Genomic DNA, 21,552 nt, shown 5'->3' with positions numbered 1-21,552 from the left:
ACCGGCTAAATGCGCATTACATGAGGCACGTCATTCCCTTCAGAATGCCCTGAAAAAGTCATTCCCGCGTAAGCGGGAATGACGGTGGACGTAGAAGTGACGGCAGAGGACTTGTTCAATGTTCATTCATGAACATGGCGGAAACTGTTCCAGCAACAGGGGTTCCACCAGGTCGGGGCGCTCCTCATGGGCCAGATGCCCCAGGCCGGGCAACGTCACCAGGCGTGACTGAGGCAGCAGCGCCTGCACCCGTCGCGACTCCGAGGGCGGCACGGTACGGTCATTGCCGCCAACCACCTGCACCAACGGCACCGACAGACGGGACAGGTCCCGGGCCAGGGGATGCAGGTCCCAGTTCACCATCATGTTGAGGGTCCCACCCACATGCCCGGGACTGCGCACCAGACGCCCGTACAACTCCAGGCCTCGGGCATCCACCCGCGAACCGGTTCCCCGCAGCAATCCTTCCAGGGCACGACGGTCCGTGGCCCGCCAGGCCACGTAATGGGGGATGAAGGGAATCATGGAGAGGACACGCGCCGAGGCGCTGAAGAACAGGCTCACCGTACCCGGCAAGGGGAGCATGACCCCGTTGATGCTCACCAGGGCCCGCGGCGCAATGTGTCCGTCAAGAGACATGCGGGCCAGCACCGCGGCCCCGGCGGAATGCCCGGCCACCAGGACCGGAGACAGGTGCATCTGCTCGAGCAGCGCCGCCAGGGACGCCGCCATGCCCGGCAGGGCAAACCCGGCAAAGCGCGCCGGTGGAGAGGAGAACCCATGCCCCGGCAGATCCGGCGCGATCACCGTGAAGTGACGGGCCAGCAGGGGCATGAGATCACGCCAGCTATGAGAGGCGGCACCGGTGCCGTGAACCAGCAGGATCGGTGGCCCCTCCCCCAGACACTGCACATGCCAGCGCAGACCACCGGCCTCGACAAACCGGCTGGCGTCACGGTGCGGCCAATCATGACCATCCCGCGTCCAGTCCAGCCGGCCTGTCATGACGGCCCCTTAACTGCTGGCCGCCTGCACCGCCGAGGACAGCGTGGCCGCATCGGCGTAGGGCAAGGGCAGATAGCGGGCGTTCATGGCCTGGGACAGTTCCTGGGCGGAACGCTGGGGTCGGGGAGAAGTATCCACCAGGATGGTGGTGAAGTTCTCCTGCGCCAGCACCCGCGCCGCGGCCACGGCATCCTCCATGGCCTTGGGTCGACCGGGCTTGCCTTCCCGGTCGATATTGGCCCGACCATCGGTCAGGAACACCGCCACCGGCGTCTCGCCCCGACGCTTCACCGCCTCGGCCAGTTCACGCACGGCATCGATGGCGGCAGCCAGAGGCGTGCCGCCGCCGCCCGGCAAACCGGCCAGGCTGCGCTTGGCCCGCACCAGGGAACGAGTGGGCGGGAGCAGCAACTCGGCCCCCTGCCCCCGGAAAGCAATCAACCCGACCCGGTCACGACGCACATAGCAGTCCGCCAGCAACAACTCCACCGCCCCCTTGGCCTCGGCCAGACGATGCAGGGCCGCGGAACCGGAGGCATCCACCGCAAAGATGGTGGTGGTCTCGGTGCGCTGCTTGAAGCGGGTGATGCGAAAATCATCCCGCCGCACATGCACTCGCGGTCCCTTGACGGCGCCACTGGCCAGGGCCTGTGCCCGCCGCAGGGGCTGCCAGGGCGCCGCCGCCCGCAACGTCTCGATGACGTTGAGCCGGGCACCGGCACGGATCTCCCCCCGACGGGTGCCGATGGGGCGTCCGCGGGACTTGCCCTGCTGCAGTGCTCCCGCCTTGCCGGCGGAGCCGGAGCGACTGCGCATGGCGCCCAGCTGCAACTGGGCCAGCAACCCGGCCGGCAGGGCGGCCTTGGCGGCCTCCAGCACCCGGTCTTCCAGGGGCTTGTCCAGATCCTGCTGGGTCTGCTGATCCTCGCCTTCCGGCGGCGGCTCGTCCGGTGGCTGCTGCTCCGGCGGCGGTGCCTCCTCCTGCTGATCCTCCGGCGGCTCCATGGGCGGCAACCGGGTGGCACGAGGGGCCAGCACCAGCCGCCCGGCCAGGGTCGCGTCATCGTCGGAAACCTGGGTACGACCATCCAGGGCGGCGGCCGCGCGGGCCACCCTCAGGGCCAGGAACGGGATGCGCAGGGACGCGATACCCAATGCCATGGCGGCCCCGCACAGGGCCTCCAGCACGGAATCCCCCGCTTCCACCTGGGGCAACAGGTTGCGAGCGGCAACGATGTCGTCCACGGTCCAGAAGGGCTCTTCCACATCCCGGATACCCACGGGCACGATGTCCACCTGGAAGGCCAGCCGGTCGGTGAGCACCACCGGCACCACCTCGTCATCGGTGACACCTTCGTCCAGGGCCACCACCCCGAACCGGGTGGGCACCCTTAGACCCAGGCCGTCCCGTTCCAACAGGACCTCATGGGAATCCATCACCGCGGCAATGCGACCGGCGGTGGCCACGGTCAGGCGCTCGGCCATGGCCGCCACCGCGACGCCGCCATCACACTCCGCCAGCAATCCCCGCTCGGCAATGGGCTTACCGGCCTTGAGGGTCGCGGCCAGATCCAGGCCACCGAGCAGGCGGCCGTCGGCAATGTGCAATGGCAGACGACGCATGGGAGAGGTCGACGGCAGCAGCTGACGCAACTGCTCCAGCCAGCGTTCACGGACCGGGCCGGCGTGGGCACGCAGCACCAGACCACCGCAACCGGCCGGATCGACGGCAAACAGGCCGGCCGCAATGCCGGCCGCCGCCCACGGTGTCAGTTCGGGTGCGCGCGGATCGGTCATGCGTCGAACATTTCCGCGATGGCCCGCTCCACACGCACCGTGGAGCCCGCGTCGTCCAGCGGGTTGCGGCGCAGTCGATGGCGCAGGGCCGGCGGGGCGATGCGGCGCAGGTGTTCGTCGGTCACTTCCTTGTCGCCCTGGAAGGCGGCCAGGGCGCGGGCGGCGCGGATCAGGGTCAGTTCGCCGCGCAGGCCATCGGTGCCCAGCTTCAGACACAGCTGCGCTGCCCGCTCCAGAGCCACGTCGGGGACCACCACTTCGGGCAGCAGGGCGCGGCCGTCGACGAGCTGCTTGCGCAACTTGGCATCCTGACGCTTCCACTTCTGGGTGAAGCCTTCCGGATCCTTTTCGAAGGCATCGCGGCGACGCACCACCTCGATGCGGGTGGGCAGATCGGTGGGGGTGGTGATCTCGACGGACAGGCCGAAGCGATCCAGCAGCTGGGGACGCAGTTCCCCCTCTTCCGGGTTACCGCTGCCGATGAGCACGAACTTGGCGGGGTGGCGGATACTCAGGCCTTCACGCTCCACCACGTTCTCGCCGGACGCGGCCACGTCCAGCAACAGATCCACCAGGTGGTCTTCCAGCAGGTTGACCTCGTCGATGTACAAAAAGCCGCGATGGGCGCGGGCCAGCAGGCCCGGTTCGAAGGCTTTTTCGCCCTGGGTGAGGGCCCGCTCCAGATCCAGGGCACCCACCACCCGATCTTCGGTCACGCCCAGGGGCATGTCCACCACGGGCACCGGCACCTTGCGGGTCTTGGGCTTGTCCTTGGCATCGGGACCTTCACAGACGCCGCACAGGCCGGCACGCTTTTCCGGCGCGCAACCGTAGGGGCAGTTGACGACCGCCTCCATGGGAGGCAGCAACGCAGCCAGTGCACGTACCGTGGTGGATTTACCCGTGCCCCGATCTCCGAATACCAGCACACCGCCGATACTGGAGTCGATGGCAGAGATGAGGAGGGCGAGTTTCATCTCGTCCTGCGCGACAATCGCCGAAAACGGAAACGTCAAAGCCATAGTCTGTCTGTTCTGCCTTAAGGTAGCGGCCGGGCTGCCACGGCAAGCGGCGCCCATGCCGGGATGAGGCTCCGCCCTGGCCCGGTCATGCACCGGGTCAACGCCGAGCGTTGAGAGATACCCCATGTCGACCCCGGCAAAGCCGGAATCCCAGGGAACCCGTTCCCAGATCAAGGGCGTAATGTTCCCCTAATTGGCACAAAAAGACAAAGGGCGATTGTCATGGAAATGACGTGGCAGGGGTGATGCGGAACTTTGCGGGGACATTTCATGCCGACCGCACAAACATCGTGTCCCCCGGCAAGCCGGGGGACACGGACATGGGACTTACTTGTTCAGTGCGCGCAGCATCCAGGCGGTCTTTTCATGGATGCGCATGCGATCGGAGGCCAGGGCGGAGGTGGATTCATCACCGGCTTCCTGGGACAGCTTGAGGACGTCGCGGCAGGTCTTCACCACCTGCTCATGACCCACGGTCAGCAGGTCCACCATTTCCTTGGCGGGCGGCACGCCCTCCACTTCCTGGATGCTGCTCAGGCGGGCGAATTCCTTGTAGGTCCCCGGGGCGGGCACATCCAGGGCACGGATGCGCTCGGCGATGTCGTCCACGGCGGTGGCCAGTTCGGTGTAATGCTCCTCGAACATCAGGTGCAGGTCACGGAACTGGGGACCCACCACGTTCCAGTGGAAATTGTGGGTCTGCAGATAGAGGGTGTAGGAGTCGGCCAGCAGGCGCTTGAGGCCTTCGGCGATCTCGACTCTGTCCTGCTCCTTGATACCGATATCGATCTGGGTCACAGCATGTACTCCTAAGTGGGTGTTGGTGTTATCTGATCAGCCTGAAATGAAGAAGACCCTGACGGCCCGCGAAAATTCCGGCCAATATGAACATATGCCCCAATCATAACCCAGGACGGCCCGTGGGTGGAGGCCCGGAAAACGCTCCCTGCAGCACTTCGGCCACCGTGAAGAAGGAACCGAAGACGATAATCCGGTCTTCGGGGCCGGCCGCCGCCAGCGCCGCCCGGCAGGCCTGCTCCACCGATGCATGGGACTGCACCGGTTGCCGCGTGAGCACCGCCACGCGTTCCGCCAGCACACCGGCTTCCAGGGCACGCTCGGTGCGGGGCGCGGCCACATGCCAGTCATGAATCACCTCCAGCAGGGGATGCAGGATGCCTTCCACATCTTTATCAGCCATCACCCCCATCACCGCCAGGGTACGTCCCCGGCAGGGCACGCCCAAGAGGTTCAGGGCCAGGCTTTCCGCCCCCTGGGGATTGTGGGCCACATCCACCCACAATGCCGGGGCTTCCCGCAACAGCTGAAAACGGCCGGGCAGACGTGCCGTGGCCAACCCCCGGCCAACCGCATCCTGCGTCACGGGCAGGCGTTCCCGCAGAGACACCACCGCCGTGATCGCCGATGAGGCATTGCGGTACTGCACACTCCCGGACAGTGCCGGCGCGGGCAATCCCTCCAGCACCAGACCCGCACCCCGGTATTGCCAGGTATCCGTGCGCGATCCGGTCAGCGGGGCAAAGTCCCGCCCGGCCAGCAGCAGGCGGGCACCGATCCCGTCGGCATGGGCCAGCAGACGGGCCGGCGGGTCGGCATCACCGCAGACGGCCACGCGACCACCCCGGAAGATACCGGCCTTTTCAAAACCGATGGACTCCCGATCGTCCCCCAGAAAGGCCTGATGATCGATACCCACCGCAGTGACCACGGCCACGTCCGCATCCAGGATATTGACCGCATCCAGACGCCCGCCCAGCCCCACCTCCAGCACCATCACATCCACCCGCTCGCGGTGGAACAGCCACAGGGCGGCCAGGGTGCCGAATTCGAAATAGCTGAGACTGATCTCGCCCCTGGCCCGGTCAATGGCGGCGAAGGCCTCGCAGATGGGCGCGTCCGCCACCGGGCGGCCATCAATACGGATACGTTCGTTGTAATGGATCAGGTGGGGCGAGGTATAGCAGCCCACCCGGTATCCCGCCGCCAGGTAGATGGCCTCCAGCATGGCCACGGTGGAACCCTTGCCGTTGGTGCCACCCACGATGACGACAGGCATCGGGGCGGGCCTGAGCTGCAATCGATCGGCCACTTCGGCCACCCGCTCCAGACCCAGGTCAATGGCCCGGGTGTGGGCCTGTTCCTGCCAGGCCAGCCAGGCCGCCAGCGTGTGGTGGCGCGGCCCGGCAAAGGCTGGGGTGGTCATCCGTGGTGACCCTGCCCCTGAGGCGCGGACTGGGCACCCGCGTCACCGCCGCCTTCCGTCCGGTCGCCGTCATTCTCGGCGCCACTACCTTCCGCCTTCTCCTTGTCATCATCTTCTACCGGCACCGGCACATCCGGCGCGGGCTGATGGGTCAGCATGGCCAGCAGCTTGCCCAGGCGAGGCCGCATCTGACGACGGTCGATGATCAGATCCACCGCACCATGCTCCAGCAGGAATTCCGCCCGCTGGAAACCTTCCGGCAAAGTCTCGCGCACGGTCTGCTTGATCACACGGGGACCGGCAAATCCGATCAAGGCACCGGGCTCGGCGGCATTCACATCACCCAGCATCGCCAGACTGGCGGACACGCCGCCCATGGTGGGATCGGTCATGACGGAAATGAAGGGCAGCCCCTCTTCCTTCAGGCGCGCCAGAGCGGCGCTGGTCTTGGCCATCTGCATGAGGGAGAACAGGGCCTCCTGCATACGGGCGCCGCCGCTGGCGGAGAAGCAGACCATGGGGCAGCGGGCCTCAATGGCGGCATTCACGCCGCGCACGAAACGCTCGCCCACCACGGACCCCATGGAACCGCCCATGAAATTGAAGTTGAAGGCGGCGGCCACCACCGGCATGCCGAACAACCGGCCCTGCATGACCACCAGGGCATCCTTCTCGCCCGTGGTCTTCTGGGCCGCCACCAGACGATCCTTGTAGCGCTTGCTGTCACGGAATTTCAGCATGTCCACCGGTTCGATCTGGGCACCGATCTCCTGGCGCTCACCTTCGTCCAGAAAGGCTTCCAGACGCCGGCGGGCGTTGATGCGCATGTGGAAACCGCACTTGGGGCAGACTTCCAGATTGCGCTCCACCTCGGGGCGGTACAGAGTGGCGGAACAGCCATCGCAGCGCAGCCACAGACCTTCGGGCACCGCCCGCTTGTTGGTGGCGTCGGTGCGGATCCGGGAAGGAACGAGTTTTTCAAACCAGCTCATGGGCGATCGTCAACGTTTGGATGAATGAATCGGGGTCCCGGCTCAGGCTGGGGTCGCGGTGGTGGCCTGATCCATGGCACGACGCATTCCGGCCAGCACCTGGGCCACTTCACGACGCCCGGCGGCGGGGTCGTCGGCATGGGCGGCGATACGCTTGACCAGGGCACTGCCCACCACCACGGCGTCGGCGATCCGGGACACCTTGGCGGCGGCCTCGGCATCACTGATACCGAAACCCACCCCCACCGGCAGGTCGGTCTGGCGACGGATCAGGGCCAGCTTTTGAGCCACGGCCTCCACATCCAGGGTCGCGGCCCCGGTGACGCCCTTGAGAGAGACGTAATAGACAAACCCGGCGGCCACGTCGCTCACGCCGCGGATGCGCGCCTCATGGCTGGTGGGTGCCAGCAGGAAGATGGGGTCAACACCGTGGCGCTTCAAGGCGCCGGCCAGCTCCGCGCTCTCCTCCGGCGGCAGGTCCACGGTCAGCACGCCGTCCACGCCGGCCCGGGCGGCCTCATCGGCCAGGGTCTCATAGCCCATGATCTCCACCGGATTGAGATACCCCATCAGGACCACCGGGGTCTCGATGTTGTCGCGCCGGAACTCGCGCACCATCTCCAGCACCTTGCGCAGGCTGACACGGTGCTTGAGGGCCCGCTCGCAGGCCTGCTGGATCACCGGACCGTCGGCCATGGGATCGGAAAAGGGCACCCCCAGTTCGATGATGTCGGCACCGGCCGCCACCATCTCGTGCATCAGGGGCACGGTGTTGCCCGGCTCCGGGTCACCGGCGGTGATGTAGGGGATCAGGGCCTTGCGGCCACGGGCCTTGAGGGCTTCAAAACGGGCGGCGATGCGGCTCACAGTTCGATCCCCTCCAGACGGGCTACGGTATTGATGTCCTTGTCGCCCCGACCGGACAGATTGATGATGATGCCCTGCTCCGGCTCCAGGGTCGGTGCCAGCTTGAGGCCGTAGGCGACGGCATGACTGGATTCCAGGGCGGGTATGATGCCCTCGGTGCGGGTCAGACGGTGGAAGGCATCCATGGCCTCCCGATCGGTGATGGGCACGTACCGCACCCGACCCACGTCCTTGAGCCAGGCGTGCTCCGGACCCACGCCCGGGTAATCCAGGCCGGCGGAGACGGAATGGGTCTCGATGATCTGACCGTCCTCGTCCTCCATCAGATAGGTGCGGTTGCCATGCAACACACCGGGTCTGCCGGCACACAGGGGCGCGGAATGGCGTCCGGTATCGATACCGTCACCGGCGGCCTCCACGCCGTACATGACCACGCCCTCGTCGGCGAGGAAGGGATGGAACAGGCCGATAGCGTTGGAACCGCCGCCCACGCAGGCCACCAGGGCATCGGGCAGCCGGCCTTCGGCGGCCTGGTACTGTTCGCGGGCCTCGCGGCCGATGATGGCCTGGAAATCACGCACCATGGCGGGATAGGGGTGGGGACCGGCCACGGTGCCGATGATGTAGAAGGTGTTGTCCACGTGGGTGACCCAGTCCCGCATGGCCTCGTTGAGGGCGTCCTTGAGGGTGCGGGAACCGGAGGTGACCGGCACTACCCGGGCGCCCAGCAGGCGCATGCGGTAGACATTGGGGGCCTGGCGCTGGATGTCCTCGGCGCCCATGTAGACCACGCATTCCAGCCCCAGCCGGGCCGCCACGGTGGCGGTGGCCACGCCGTGCTGACCGGCGCCGGTTTCGGCGATGATGCGGGTCTTGCCCATGCGCTTGGCCAGCAGGGCCTGGCCGATGGTGTTGTTCACCTTGTGGGCGCCGGTGTGATTGAGATCTTCCCGCTTGAGATAGACCTTGGCCCCACCCAGCTCCCGGGTCAGTCGCTCGGCCAGGTAGAGGGGGCTGGGGCGCCCCACGTAATGGGCCAGGTCCTGGTCAAGCTCTGCCAGGAACTGCGGGTCCTGGAGATAACGCTGATAGGCCTCCTGCAGTTCCAGCAGGGGTTCCATCAGGGTCTCGGAAACGAAACGGCCGCCATAGGGCCCGAAATGCCCGCGGGCATCCGGGAAGGCACGCCAGTCCGGCGTCTGTTCAGGCTTGATCACGGTCGACACGTAATACCTCGCTGATGAATCGGGTCATGCGTTCCGGGTCCTTCAGGCCGGGGGCCGACTCCACGCCGCTGCTCACATCCACCGCCCAGGGGCGGGTTTGTTGCACGGCGGCGGCCACGTTGTCCGGATGGAGTCCGCCGGCCAGGATCAGGGGGCGTGTTGCCCGGTCAGGCCAGCTGGACCAGTCGAAGGTCTTGCCGGTCCCGCCCACCTGACCGGCGCCATGGCTGTCCAGCAAAAAGCCCAGGGCGCCGGGATGACGGTCCATGTACTCGCCCACGGCCACGGGCTCGGCCATGGGAATGGCCTTGATGTAATCCAGACCGAAGGACTCGCAGTACGCCGGGGATTCATTCCCATGGAACTGCAACAGGTCCAGGCTGACCCGGGCCAGCACCTCACGCACCCACTGGGCATCCGCATTCACGAACAGGCCGACCCGGGTGACGAACGGGGCTTCCACGGCGGCAATGGCGCGGGCCTGATCCGGGGTGACGGCGCGCGGGCTGCGCGCGTAGAACACCAGCCCGAGGGCGTCCGCGCCCGCCTGCACGGCGGCCCGGGCGTCCTCAGGTCGGGTGATGCCGCAGATCTTGATACGGGTGCGCATGGAGGCCAGCCTGGTGAACCGAGTCGCCAAGCGTACCAGAAAAGGGAACGGGCATCAGCAGGTTGCCGGCCGGACTCAGAATTGCTTGACGCGGATCTTCAGGGTCTGAATCCGGTAGGCGATCTGGCGCGGGGTCATCCCCAGCAGGCGGGCCGCCTTGGCCTGCACCCAGCCCGCCTGTTCCAGGGCGGCAATCACTCGTTCCCGCTCGTCCAGTTCCGGATCATCCAGATCCGTTTCCGGGGCCGGCGCGCCGTTCTTGCGCGGTGTGGGCAGCTTGTCCTCCAGCCCCGTAAGCTGGATCGCATCCAGATCGATGGTTCCGGTCTCGCTCATGATGGCCGCCCGTTCCAGGCAGTTCTCCAGTTCGCGCACGTTACCCGGCCAGTCGTGGCGCATCAGGGTGCGGATGGCGCCATCGGTGATGTCCAGGGGACGCCCCTGGGCCCGGGCCAGTTTGGCCACCAGGAAACGGGCCAGATCGGGGATGTCCTCGGTGCGCTTGCGCAGGGCAGGCAGGAAGATGGGCATCACGTTGAGCCGGTAATACAGGTCCTCGCGAAACTCCCCCTGCTCCACTTCGTCCTCCAGGTGACGGTTGGTGGCCGCCACCACCCTTACATCCACCTTGAGGGTACGGGTGCCGCCCACCCGTTCGAACTCGCCTTCCTGCAACACCCTCAGCAGCTTGGCCTGGAAGGCCTGGGAGATCTCGCCGATCTCGTCAAGAAAGATGGTGCCGCCATCGGCCTGCTCGAACCGCCCCTTGCGCTGGGCCACCGCACCGGTAAAGGCCCCCTTTTCATGGCCGAACAGTTCGCTTTCCAGCAGGTTGTCCGGCAGGGCCGCGCAGTTGAGCTTGATGAAGGGGCCATTGGCCCGGGAAGAGTTGTAATGGATGGCGTTGGCGATCAGTTCCTTGCCGGTGCCGGTCTCGCCCCGGATCAGCACCGTGGTGTGCCACTTGGCCACCTGGCGCACCTGCTCGAACACCCGGCGCATCTCTCGGGAATGCCCCACCACGTTGTCCAGATGATAGCCGCTGCGCACTTCCCGGCGCAGGCGGTCCCGTTCGTCGGTCAGCGCCTGGCGTTCCTTTTCCAGGTCCCAGGCACGACGCACGGTCTGCGCCAGCAGGTTGGCCACCATCTCCAGGAAACGGGCCCGCTCCGTGAGCAGACCGTCGTCGGCGGCCGGCTGGGCGGCCAGGACCCCGATGGGGGCTTCGTCTCCCACCTGAATGGGCACGCCGATGAATGGAAGATCCGGGACATAAAGACGCAGGCGGTCCAGAAACCGGGGCTCGTCGGCGATGCGCCGGATCACCAGGGTGTCGCCTTCCTTCAGGATCGCCCCCACCACCCCCTCGCCGGGACGATAACGCACCTTTTCCAATTGCTCGCGATGGCCGGTATGGGCGGCCCCCACCATCAGCTCGCCACTGGAGGGGTCCAGCAACGACACCATGCCCCGCTGCATGTCGGCGGCCTCGTGCAGCACATGGAGCACGTCGGAGAGGATCTCGTGCAGATCCGCCGAACGGCTGAGCACCTGGCTCACCTGATAGAGGGCGTCCAGCTGCATCTCCACCAGGGCAGAGCGATGCCCGCCATTCTCTCTTACGGCTGAAGAAGACATTACCATGAGGCTTCCCTAGTCAGTTCGGGTCTTGTCGTCGTGCGGCGGTGGGGAACTGCAGTCGGATACGGCAACCTTCATGGCAGCCGGGATCGATCTCGATCAGGCCGGCATGCTGGTTCACCACCTCCTGAACCATGGGCAACCCCATCCCGGCACGGCCGGAACGGCCCTTGGTACTGACAAAGGGCTCGAACACCCGCAGGCGCAGATGCTCGGGAATGCCCGGACCGGAATCCTGGATGGTCACATGCACCGCATCCCCTCGGGACTCAGTGAGGATGCGGATCTCCCGACGGCCGTCGGTGGCGCCGTCCAGGGCATCCAGGGCGTTGTCCACCAGTTGCTTGAACATACCCCGCAGTCGTCCTTCCCGACCCAGCACACAGGGCAGCACCGGCGCCGGCTGCCAGTCCACCACCACCCCGGCAGCCAGCAGACGTCGGGTGGAAAGCCCCAACACCTCACGCAGCAGGGCATTGATGTTGACCGGCGCCACCGGCTCATCCCGCTCCTCGGGCATGGAGTCTTCCAGGGTCTGCAGGGCCCGACGACCGGCGTCCAGGGCCTCCTGCAACACGTTCAGCAAGGGATCGGCACCGCCCTCCCCCTGACGCCGACGCGCCAGTAGCTGGGTGGCGGCGGCGATCATGTTGACCGGCCCCTGCATCTGGTAAATGGCGCCGGCCAAGGTCTCGCGCATGCTCTCCACCAGCTCGCTCTCCGCGGTCAGGGCACGCAGGGCATTCATGCGCATCTCTTCCTGCTGGCGACGGATCTCGGTGACCTCCTTGGCCACCAGCACCAGGTAACTGGCCTTGCGGGCCTCGAAAAACGAATCCGCACTGGTGTCGCGCTCCTTGAACCAGGTGCCGGAACAGGAAAACCAGCGAGGGGCACGGCCACCACCCGGATCGAACTGCACCTCCCGGTCGACGAAGCCTTCCCCGGTGCTGCGGGCGGTCTCGAAGGCATCGCCCATGCTCTCGGCCAGGGCGGTGAGAAATTCCCGGGCCGGCTCGCGCCCGCCCATGTCGCCGGCCAGTTGCTTGTATGCCTGATTGCCCAACACCACCTGACCGGCCTCGTCCAGCAGGGCGATGGCCACCGGTTCCGCATCCACCACCGACTCGATCAGGGCCTTCTGGTTGCGCACCTGCTGCTCCAGCCGGTGCATCTCGGTCACATCCCGGTGCATGCCCAGGTAATGGCTGAGCTGACCCTGGCCATCCAGCACCGGGGCAATGCTCAATTCCGCCAGGTAGCGGCTACCGTCCTTGCGGCGGTTGACCAGCACCCCGGACCAGGGTTTGAGCTGGCGCAACCGTCCCCAGAGGGTCTCGTAGACCAGACTTGGAGTATGACGATCCGACAGAATGGATTCGTTGCGCCCGACCACCTCTGCCACACCGTAACCGGTCACCCGTTCAAAGGCCGGATTGGCATAGAGGATGTTGGCCCGGGTATCGGTGATGGAAATGGCCACCGAGGACTGCTCCACCGCTTCAAAGAACAGGCGCGCCGGCAACACCCCCTCCGGGGTCAGGATGGTATCGGCCAGGCCCGCGACGGCGGGTTGATCGGGTCGGCTCATGGAGGTGTGTCTCCCGGGTGAGTTGGGCTGGGTTCCTGATAAACACACTGCAACATCCAGGCCAATACAAAAGGTCCGGTCTTTCCCCGAGCGAGACAGCCATGCATTGTCGCCTTCCCGACAGAACCCACATCACCCGGCCCACGCTGTCACGATCCGCACAGAGCAATACGCACCAGCACGGTGCAATTCCCCACAAGACCCCTGGATTCATGCGCCTTCATCGTGCATGAGGCGGCTGGCACACAAGATGCAATTCCTTCGTCAACCGAACCGAAGGAACCGACCGTGACCGAGTTCATGCTGCTGCTGGTGGGCACCGCCCTGGTCAACAACGTGGTGCTGGTGCAATTTTTGGGGCTGTGTCCCTTCATGGGTGTCTCCAACAAGCTGGACACGGCCCTGAGCATGGGGCTGGCCACCACCTTCGTGCTCACCCTGGCGTCCGTGGCCGGCTGGCTGCTGGAGTATTTCGTCCTGGCACCCCTGGACCTGGGCTTTCTGCGCATCCTGTCCTTCATCCTGGTGATCGCCGCCGTGGTGCAGTTCACCGAAATGGTCATCCGCAAGACCAGTGCCGCCCTCTATCAGGTGCTGGGGATTTTCCTGCCCCTGATCACCACCAACTGCGCGGTGCTGGGGGTGGCCCTGCTCAATGTGCAGGAAGGCCACGGCTTTTTGCAGAGCGTGACCTTCGGCCTGGGCGCGGCCCTGGGCTTCACCCTGGTGATGGTGATCTTCGCCGCCCTGCGGGAACGCCTGGCCATCAGCAACGTACCGGCCGCCTTTGCCGGCGCCCCCATTGGCTTCATCGTCGCCGGTCTGCTGTCCCTGGCCTTCATGGGTTTTGCCGGACTCAACTTCGCCTGACCGCGACAGGAGGAATTTCCGATGGAACCATCCCTGCTTTCCGCGATTTTCATCCTCACCACCATGGGCCTGCTCCTGGGCTACGGTCTAGGCATGGCCGCCAAATACCTGCGGGTGGATAAGGACCCCCTGGTGGACGAAATCGAGGCCCTGCTGCCCGGCACCAACTGCGGTCAGTGCGGCCTGCCCGGCTGCCCCAGTGCCGCCCAGGCCCTGGCGTCCCGGGAGGCCCCCGTCACCCTGTGTCCGCCGGGCGGCAAGCTCCTGGCCCAGCAACTGGCCGACAAACTGGACATCACCGTGGACCTGTCCGCCATGGGTGAGGAAGTCCCCGCCTTTGCGGTGATCGATCCCGATCAGTGCAACGGCTGCACCCGGTGTTACAAGGTCTGCGCCACCGACGCCATCATGGGCGCCAACCGGCAGATCCATACGGTCTTCGTCGAGGCCTGCAACGGCTGCGGCAAATGCGTGGAGGTCTGCCCCACCCAGGGTCTGAGCCTGGTGCCGGAAGCCCCCAGCCTGCGTCGCTGGCACTGGCCCAAACCCAAATCGGCCTGAAGGTGCTCCCCATGTTCTCTTTCATGCGCAAGCGGCCCGTCTTCCAGGGCGGCGTCCATCCCGATGATCGCAAGCAGGCCACCAGCGGACTGCCCATCGAACCCCTGCCCCTGCCGACACGGCTCTATCTGCCGGTACAGCAACATATCGGTGCCGCCGCCCGCCCGGTGGTCAAGGCCGGCGACACCGTCCTCAAGGGCCAGATGATCGCCCGCGGCGACGGCGCCGTGTCGGCGGCCGTGCATGCGCCCACCTCGGGCCGGATCCTGGCGGTGGAACCCCATCCCGCCCCCCATCCCAGCGGCCTGCCGGTGGAGACCATCGTCATCGAACCGGACGGCGAGGATCGCTGGCTGGAGGACCCGGACCCGGAACATGCCCTGAACCTGGAACCGGAAGCCATCGCCCGCCGGGTGGCCGAGGCCGGCGTGGTGGGCATGGGTGGAGCCACCTTCCCCGCCGCCATCAAGCTGAACCTGGGGTCCCGGCATCACATCGATACCCTCATTATCAATGGCTCAGAATGCGAGCCCTATCTCACCTGTGACGACCGCCTGATGCGGGAACGCACCGACGAGGTGGTGGACGGCATCCGCATCATGCGCCATGCCCTGGGGGCGCGACGCGCCCTGGTGGTGGTGGAGGACAACAAACCCGAAGCCCTGGCCGCCCTGCAGGCGCGGCTGTATGAGATGGACACCATCGAGGCCATGGCGGTCCCGACCCGTTATCCCATGGGTTCGGAAAAACACATGATCAAGGCGGTCACCGGCCGCGAGATCCCGGCCGGCAAGCTGGGGGCGGACATCGGCGTGATCGTCCACAACGTGGGGACGGCCTACGCCGTCCATCGGGCGGTGCGCATGCGCCGCCCGCTGATCTCCCGCATCGTCACCGTGGGCGGCGGCGCGGTCCGGCGACCCGCCAACCTGGAGGTCCTGCTGGGCACCCGGGTGGAAGACCTGCTGGCCCATTGCGGCGGCACCCGGCAACCACCGGCCCGTCTGCTGATGGGTGGCCCCATGATGGGCCAGGTGATGCCCCATGCCCAGGTGCCCGTCATCAAGGGTAGCAACGGGATCATTGCCCTCACCGAGGCAGAGATCAACATCGGCGAAACCATGCCCTGCATCCGCTGCGGACGCTGCGTGGCGGCCTGTCCCTGCGGTCTCATGCCCCTGGAGATGGCGGCAAGAATCCGCAAGGAGGACATGGACGGCGCCGTCGATTACGGCCTGATGGATTGTGTGGCCTGCGGTTCCTGCTCCTATGTCTGCCCTTCCCATATCCCCCTGGTGCAGTTCTTCCATCATGCCAAGGGCGTGCTGGGGGCGCGGCGGGAACAGCAGCGTCGCCAGGAGGAGATCAAGCGGCTGGCCCAGCAACGCCGGGAACGCCAGGAGGCGGAAGCCCGGGCCAAGGCCGAGGCAGCGGAACGGCGCAAGGCGGAGCGCGAGGCCGCCAAGCGCAAGGCCGAGGAAGCCAAGGCCGCCCGCGCCGCCAAGGAGACCCCAAAGACCCCCGCCGCCGATGAGGCAGAGGCCTAACCCATGACTCAGACCACCCCCGTCAGCGGCCCCCATACCCATGCCCCAGGCAGCGTGGCCTGGAACATGGGCTGGGTCACCCTCGCCCTGCTCCCGGCCACCGCCTTCGGTGTCTACCTGTTCGGCTGGCCCGCCCTGAACCTGCTGCTCATCACCATTCTGGCCGCCGTGCTGTTCGAGGCCCTGTGCCTGCGCATTGCCCGGCGGCCGGTATCGCCGTTCCTGATGGATGGCTCGGCCATCGTCACCGGCCTGCTGTTGGCCCTGACCCTGCCGCCGTGGGCGCCCTGGTGGATCGGCGTGCTGGGGGCGGCCTTTGCCATCATCGTCGGCAAGCACGTCTTCGGCGGCCTGGGCCAGAATTTGTTCAACCCGGCCATGCTGGCCCGGGTGGCCCTGCTGGTCTCCTTCCCCCTGGAGATGACCACCTGGATCACGCCTTCCCCCCTGTTTTCAGAGGGTGCCCCCGGCTTCCTGGAAGGGCTGGCCATCACCTTCGGCCTGGCGGCGATTCCCGACGCCGTCACCGGCGCCACCGTGCTGGGCGAGACCCAGACCGGCTTCAGCCGGGACCTGGGGCTGTCCGAGACCCTGCCCGGAGTCTATGCCCCGCTCCAGCAGGCCCTGGGCTTCGTACCCAGCAGTCTGGGTGAAGGTTCTGCCCTGCTGCTCCTGGCGGGGGGGCTACTGCTCATGGCCAAACGCATCATCACCTGGGACATCCCGGTGGCCATGCTGGGCACCCTGGTGATCCTGTCCACCATATTCATGCTCATCGACCCGGAGCGTTATGCCGGACCCGGTCTGCACCTGTTCTCCGGTGCGGCCATGCTGGTGGCCTTTTTCATTATCACCGATCCGGTCACCTCTCCCAGCACCGTGGCCGGGCGATTACTGTTCGGCGCCGGCTGCGGCCTGCTCATCTATGTCATCCGCACCTGGGGCGGGTATCCAGAAGGCGCCGCCTTCGCCGTGATCCTCATGAACGCCCTCACGCCCCTGATCGATCACTACCTGCGCCCCCGTGCCTATGGCCGCACCCGGCGCGGTAAGCCCCTGCCGATGAAAAACACGGAAGCACCGGCTCAGGAGAAGCGCCCATGACCACCCTGGCACAACCCACCTATCGCAAGCGGGTCGGCTACCAGGCCACCCTGCTGGGGGGCATCGCCCTGCTGGCCAGCGCCGTGCTGGTGATTGCCGACCTGCAGACCCGGGACACCATCGCCGAGCGTCGCGCCGAGGATTTCCGCCGCACCCTGGAACAGGTCCTGCCCGCGCAGATGCACGACAATCGCCCCCAGGAGGACATCCATACCCTGCGCACCGACGACGGACGCTCCCTGGAGGTCTACCGGGCCCGGCAGGAAGGCCGTGTGTCCGGCGTGGCGTTCCGGGTTCAGGGCCGAGGCTATGCCGGTCCCATCCATATCCTCATGGGGGTGGATGCCATGGGTGAAGTGCTGGGCGTGCGGGTGCTGCAGCACAAGGAAACCCCGGGACTGGGCGACAAGATCGAGGTGAATCGTGATCCGTGGATCCTGGCCTTCGACGGCCTGAGCTTCGCCGCCCTGCCCGCCCCCCGTTGGGCGGTAAAAAAGGACGGCGGCCCCTTCGACCAATTCACCGGGGCCACCATCACCCCCCGGGCGGTGGTGAACGCGGTGCGGGACGGGCTGACCCTGTTCCATGCCCATCAGTCGGAACTGTTGCAACGGGCCCCGGATGGACCGGATGAGCGGATGCCGACAGCCACACAGGATTCTGCCTCCCCCGAGGACCCCCGGACATCCCCATCTGCCCGGAATCTGCCGGAGATACGCCCATGACCCAAAGCGCCAAGGCACTGCTGGAGGACTATCGCCGTCTGTTCCGGGACGGCATCTGGGACAACAACGTGGTCATGGCCCAGATGCTGGCCCTGTGCCCATTGCTGGCGGTCACGGGCACCGCCACCAACGGGCTGGGCATGGGCCTGGCCACCACCTTCGTCATGGTGGCCTCGGGGCTTCTGGTCTCCATGTTCCGGGGCATCATCACCCCCGAGGTGCGGATTCCGGTCTTCATCCTGCTGATCGCCAGCCTGGTGACGCTGGTGGACCTGGTGATGAACGCCTACCTGTATGAAATGCACAAGGCACTGGGCCTGTTCATCCCTCTCATCGTCACCAATTGCGCCATTCTGGGCCGGGCCGAGTCCTTCGCTTCCCGCCAGCCGGTGCACCGGGCCATGGTGGACGGTCTGGCCATGGGAGTGGGGTTCACCGTGATCCTGGTGGTCCTGGGGGCCGTGCGCGAGATCCCCGGCAGCGGCACCCTGTTCGCCGATGCCCACCTGCTGCTGGGAGAAAGCTTTGCCTGGATGGAACTGACCCTGATCCCCGATTATCGGGGCTTTTTGCTCATGATCCTGCCCCCCGGCGCCTTCCTGGCCCTGGGTTTCATCCTGGCGGGCAAACGGGTGCTGGATGCCCGACTGGCGGCGCGGACGGCGCCGGCGGCGGCCCCGGCCACATCCTCATGACATGACAGGCTTGGGAGGAACACATCCATGAAAGTCGGCGTAGCCTACAGTGAACCCGGCAACCAGGCCTGGCTGCAGGTGGAACTGCCGGAAGGGGCCACCGTGCAGCAGGCCATCGAGCAATCCGGCATCCTCAAGCGGTTTCCGGGCATTGATCTGGATCATCAGAAGGTGGGCATCTACGGCAAGTTCTGCAAGTTGGACAACCCGGTGCAGGAAGGGGACCGGGTGGAGATCTATCGCCCCATCACCGTGGACCTGTCCGATGACGACGATGATGATGACGACGATTGATCCGACCTGCCCAACCCGTCATTCCCACGACTCCCCGTCATTCCCGCGAAAGCGGGAATCCAGTGACGGGCCAGAAAACCCTGGGCTCCCGCTTACGCGGGAGCGACGCTGAATACTCCCGGAGTGACAGCGAGGACCGCCCACTTTCTCCAGAACTGGACATCCTCCCGCTGCTGCGTTGCAATAGAACCAAGCTCACACCGGAATCAGTGACCAATGAGCAACAGCACACCCCGCAAGACCGTGGATCTGGCCCTGCAGGGAGGCGGCGCCCACGGCGCGCTCACCTGGGGCGTCCTGGACCGCCTGCTGGCGGACCCCCGTATCCACATCAGCAGCGTCAGCGGCACCAGTGCCGGCGCCATGAACGCCGTGGTCGTGGCCGACGGGCTGGAGCGAGGCGGCCGGGAAGGCGCCCGCGACGCCCTCACCGCCTTCTGGAAAACCGTCAGCGACGCCGCCCGCTTCTCCCCCATCCAGCGCACCCTCTGGGACCGGCTCACCCACCGTTTCAGCATGGATCATTCGCCGGGCTACCTCTTCTTCGAACAGCTCACCCGGCAGTTCTCCCCCTACGAACTCAACCCGATGAACATCAATCCCCTGCGGGATCTGGTGGCGGCACAGGTGGATTTCGACCGGGTCAACCACTGCAGCAAACTCAAGGTATTCGTCACCGCCACCAACGTGCGCACCGGGCGGGGCCGCATCTTCACCCAGCCCGAGTTGACCGTGGACTCGGTGATGGCCTCCGCCTGCCTGCCTTTCCTGTTCCAGGCAGTGGAAATCAACGGCGAGGCCTACTGGGACGGGGGCTACATCGGCAACCCGGCCCTCTACCCCCTGGTGGAAGACACCGCCACCCGGGACCTGATCATCGTGCAAATCAATCCCCTGATCCGGGAGGAACTGCCCAAGACCGGCCGTGCCATCATCAACCGACTCAACGAGATCACCTTCAACGCCAGCCTGATCAAGGAACTGCGCGCCATCGAGCTGCTACACCAGCTGATCGAGGCGGAGCAGCTGGAATCGGAACGTTACCGGGACATCTTCGTGCACCTGATCCACGCCCACGAGGAACTCAAGGATCTGGACGCCTCCAGCAAGCTCAACGCCGAGTGGGATTACCTCACCCATCTCCGTGACCGGGGCAGGGCCTGGGCGGATGCCTTCCTGGAACGCCATTTCGATGACCTGGGCCTGCGCTCCAGCTTCGACCTGAAAAGCCTGTTCACCGACACCTTCGCCCCGCCCGATCTGGAGCATGAGGACAGCGACAACCACCGCGACCATCCGCGCAAGGAGGCCAAGTCATGATGGGCATCCTGGTCATTCTCATCGCCCTGGGCCTGCTCATGTACCTGGCCTACCGGGGCATCAGCCTGCTGATCCTGGCCCCGGCCCTGGCCACCTTCGCCGTGGTGGCCACCATGGACGGCCCGGTGCTGGGCAGCTACACCCAGATCTTCATGGGAGCGGCGGGGGATTTCATCACCCTCTACTTCCCGGTATTCCTGCTGGGGGCCATCTTCGGCAAGCTGATGGAGGATTCGGGTAGCGCGGACGTGCTGGCCAAGGCCATCATCAGCTGGCTGGGCAGCAGCCGGGCCATCCTGGCGGTGGTGCTCTCCTGCGCCCTGATGACCTACGGCGGGGTTTCCCTGTTCGTGGTGGCGTTTGCGGTCTACCCCATCGCCGCCGCCCTGTTCCGCCAGTCGAACATTCCCAAGCGTCTGATCCCGGCCACCATCGCCCTGGGTGCCTTCACCTTCACCATGACCGCCCTGCCCGGCACCCCGGCGATCCAGAACGCCATCCCCATGCCCTACTTCGGCACCTCCCCCTTCGCAGCGCCGGGCCTGGGCATCATCACCGCCCTGGTGATGTTCACCCTGGGCATGCTCTGGCTCACCTACCGTTCCCGCAAGCTGGCCCATGAAGGCTACGGCGACCATCCGGATGCGGACTTCACCCCCAACAAGGAGTTGCGAGAGAAGGCCTCAGGCGAGGGCTTCGACCTCATGGAACTGCCGGTGGAACAGCGCCCGGTGGCACCGCCCTCCGTGTTCGTGGCCATGCTGCCCCTAGTGCTGGTGATCGCCATCAACCTGCTGTTCACCTTCCTGATCATCCCGCGCATGGACACGGACTTCCTTGCCCTGCCCCTGTACGGCGAGACCAGCATCGAACAGGTGCGGGGGATCTGGTCCGTCATCGCCGCCCTGGTGCTGTCGCTGCTGGTGGTGATCGCCACCAACTGGAAGCGCCTGCCCACACTCAAGCAATCGGTGGATAGCGGTGCCAACGCCTCCCTGCTGCCCATCTTCAACACCGCCAGCCTGGTGGGCTTTGGTGCCGTCATCGCCTCCCTGGCGGCCTTCCTGCTGATCCGCGATACGGTGGTGGGGCTGGGGGGCGACAACCCGCTCATTTCCCTGGCCATCGCGGTGAACATCCTGGCGGGCATGACCGGCTCCGCCTCGGGGGGCATGAGCATCGCCCTGTCCACCCTGGGCGAGACCTACATGGAAATGGCCCAGGCCCGGGGCATCGATCCGGAACTGCTGCACCGGGTGACGGCGGTAGCCACCGGGGGTCTGGACACCCTGCCCCACAACGGCGCGGTCATCACCCTACTGGCCATCTGCGGCCTCACCCACCGCCAGGCCTATTTCGATATCGCCATGGTGGCCATGCTGGCCCCGTTCATCTCGCTGGTGGTACTGATCACCCTGGGAACCCTGTTCGGGAGTTTTTAAAAAAATGCTTGACACCCCC

The 21,552-nt window shown here is 66.1% G+C and carries 20 protein-coding genes; 9 read left to right on the top strand and 11 right to left on the bottom strand.

The features are described from left to right. Window positions 1–126: 126 nt before the first annotated feature. The 11 genes from bchO to nifL all read right to left on the bottom strand — a co-directional run bounded on the left by bchO (window position 127) and on the right by nifL (window position 12,975). Window positions 127–1,005, bottom strand: a complete 879-nt coding sequence (gene bchO / locus ACLF6L_RS05425) for an alpha/beta fold hydrolase BchO (protein ID WP_412852530.1) — start codon at window positions 1,003–1,005, stop codon at window positions 127–129. A 9-nt stretch (window positions 1,006–1,014) separates the two neighbouring features. Next, the gene (locus tag ACLF6L_RS05420) at window positions 1,015–2,802 is read right to left on the bottom strand and encodes a magnesium chelatase subunit D (protein ID WP_238616547.1); all 1,788 of its coding nucleotides are present in this window, start codon (window positions 2,800–2,802) and stop codon (window positions 1,015–1,017) included. Continuing rightward, a complete protein-coding gene (gene bchI / locus ACLF6L_RS05415) occupies window positions 2,799–3,824 on the bottom strand; it encodes a magnesium chelatase ATPase subunit I (protein ID WP_238616546.1) in 1,026 nt (341 codons plus the stop codon). Before bchI ends, ACLF6L_RS05420 begins: the two co-directional genes overlap by 4 nt. A gap of 327 nt (window positions 3,825–4,151) precedes the next feature. Further along, the gene (locus ACLF6L_RS05410; protein ID WP_238616545.1) at window positions 4,152–4,622 is read right to left on the bottom strand and encodes a Dps family protein; all 471 of its coding nucleotides are present in this window, start codon (window positions 4,620–4,622) and stop codon (window positions 4,152–4,154) included. A 103-nt stretch (window positions 4,623–4,725) separates the two neighbouring features. Then, window positions 4,726–6,048, bottom strand: a complete 1,323-nt coding sequence (folC, locus tag ACLF6L_RS05405; protein ID WP_412852529.1) for a bifunctional tetrahydrofolate synthase/dihydrofolate synthase — start codon at window positions 6,046–6,048, stop codon at window positions 4,726–4,728. Beyond that, window positions 6,045–7,040: an acetyl-CoA carboxylase, carboxyltransferase subunit beta gene (accD, locus tag ACLF6L_RS05400; RefSeq protein WP_238616543.1), complete on the bottom strand. Its 996-nt coding sequence runs from the start codon at window positions 7,038–7,040 to the stop codon at window positions 6,045–6,047. Before accD ends, folC begins: the two co-directional genes overlap by 4 nt. A 42-nt stretch (window positions 7,041–7,082) precedes the next feature. Further along, window positions 7,083–7,907: a tryptophan synthase subunit alpha gene (gene trpA / locus ACLF6L_RS05395; RefSeq protein ID WP_412852528.1), complete on the bottom strand. Its 825-nt coding sequence runs from the start codon at window positions 7,905–7,907 to the stop codon at window positions 7,083–7,085. Beyond that, window positions 7,904–9,124 carry a tryptophan synthase subunit beta gene (trpB, locus tag ACLF6L_RS05390; protein WP_238616541.1) on the bottom strand — a complete coding sequence of 407 codons (1,221 nt, stop codon included), beginning with the start codon at window positions 9,122–9,124 and terminating at the stop codon, window positions 7,904–7,906. Before trpB ends, trpA begins: the two co-directional genes overlap by 4 nt. After that, complete coding sequence (locus tag ACLF6L_RS05385) at window positions 9,111–9,743, bottom strand: phosphoribosylanthranilate isomerase (RefSeq protein ID WP_412852527.1); 633 nt, start codon at window positions 9,741–9,743, stop codon at window positions 9,111–9,113. The genes trpB and ACLF6L_RS05385 overlap by 14 nt, the downstream gene beginning before the upstream one ends. Before the next feature lie 75 nt (window positions 9,744–9,818). Next, window positions 9,819–11,381 carry a nif-specific transcriptional activator NifA gene (gene nifA / locus ACLF6L_RS05380; RefSeq protein ID WP_238616540.1) on the bottom strand — a complete coding sequence of 521 codons (1,563 nt, stop codon included), beginning with the start codon at window positions 11,379–11,381 and terminating at the stop codon, window positions 9,819–9,821. Between the two features lie 19 nt (window positions 11,382–11,400). Next, a complete protein-coding gene (gene nifL / locus ACLF6L_RS05375) occupies window positions 11,401–12,975 on the bottom strand; it encodes a nitrogen fixation negative regulator NifL (RefSeq protein WP_238616539.1) in 1,575 nt (524 codons plus the stop codon). A gap of 288 nt (window positions 12,976–13,263) precedes the next feature. Here nifL and rsxA point away from each other — a divergent pair, with 288 nt between their 5' ends. The 9 genes from rsxA to ACLF6L_RS05330 all read left to right on the top strand — a co-directional run bounded on the left by rsxA (window position 13,264) and on the right by ACLF6L_RS05330 (window position 21,533). Next, entirely contained in the window at window positions 13,264–13,845 is a 582-nt protein-coding gene (gene rsxA, locus ACLF6L_RS05370) for an electron transport complex subunit RsxA (protein ID WP_008932848.1), read from the top strand. A 21-nt stretch (window positions 13,846–13,866) separates the two neighbouring features. Further along, window positions 13,867–14,406: an RnfABCDGE type electron transport complex subunit B gene (locus ACLF6L_RS05365; protein WP_238616538.1), complete on the top strand. Its 540-nt coding sequence runs from the start codon at window positions 13,867–13,869 to the stop codon at window positions 14,404–14,406. A gap of 11 nt (window positions 14,407–14,417) precedes the next feature. Further along, window positions 14,418–15,953, top strand: coding sequence for an electron transport complex subunit RsxC (rsxC, locus tag ACLF6L_RS05360; protein ID WP_412852526.1), 1,536 nt, complete (start codon window positions 14,418–14,420; stop codon window positions 15,951–15,953). A gap of 3 nt (window positions 15,954–15,956) precedes the next feature. Then, the gene (locus ACLF6L_RS05355; protein WP_412852525.1) at window positions 15,957–17,057 is read left to right on the top strand and encodes an RnfABCDGE type electron transport complex subunit D; all 1,101 of its coding nucleotides are present in this window, start codon (window positions 15,957–15,959) and stop codon (window positions 17,055–17,057) included. Further along, window positions 17,054–17,782 (top strand): electron transport complex subunit RsxG, encoded by a 729-nt coding sequence (gene rsxG / locus ACLF6L_RS05350; RefSeq protein ID WP_412852524.1) that lies wholly within the window; start codon window positions 17,054–17,056, stop codon window positions 17,780–17,782. The genes ACLF6L_RS05355 and rsxG overlap by 4 nt, the downstream gene beginning before the upstream one ends. Next, a complete protein-coding gene (locus ACLF6L_RS05345) occupies window positions 17,779–18,477 on the top strand; it encodes an electron transport complex subunit E (protein ID WP_412852523.1) in 699 nt (232 codons plus the stop codon). The genes rsxG and ACLF6L_RS05345 overlap by 4 nt, the downstream gene beginning before the upstream one ends. Window positions 18,478–18,504: 27 nt before the next feature. Beyond that, the gene (locus tag ACLF6L_RS05340; protein ID WP_238616533.1) at window positions 18,505–18,771 is read left to right on the top strand and encodes an RnfH family protein; all 267 of its coding nucleotides are present in this window, start codon (window positions 18,505–18,507) and stop codon (window positions 18,769–18,771) included. A 216-nt stretch (window positions 18,772–18,987) separates the two neighbouring features. After that, window positions 18,988–20,091 carry a patatin-like phospholipase family protein gene (locus ACLF6L_RS05335; RefSeq protein WP_238616532.1) on the top strand — a complete coding sequence of 368 codons (1,104 nt, stop codon included), beginning with the start codon at window positions 18,988–18,990 and terminating at the stop codon, window positions 20,089–20,091. Next, a complete protein-coding gene (locus tag ACLF6L_RS05330) occupies window positions 20,088–21,533 on the top strand; it encodes a GntP family permease (RefSeq protein WP_238616531.1) in 1,446 nt (481 codons plus the stop codon). The genes ACLF6L_RS05335 and ACLF6L_RS05330 overlap by 4 nt, the downstream gene beginning before the upstream one ends. Window positions 21,534–21,552: the final 19 nt, after the last annotated feature.

The organism is Ectothiorhodospira shaposhnikovii, from assembly GCF_047222355.1.
Taxonomy (GTDB): domain Bacteria; phylum Pseudomonadota; class Gammaproteobacteria; order Ectothiorhodospirales; family Ectothiorhodospiraceae; genus Ectothiorhodospira.
Note: the sequence above shows the minus strand (reverse complement) of the source record. Positions and strands in the feature narration are given on the sequence as shown.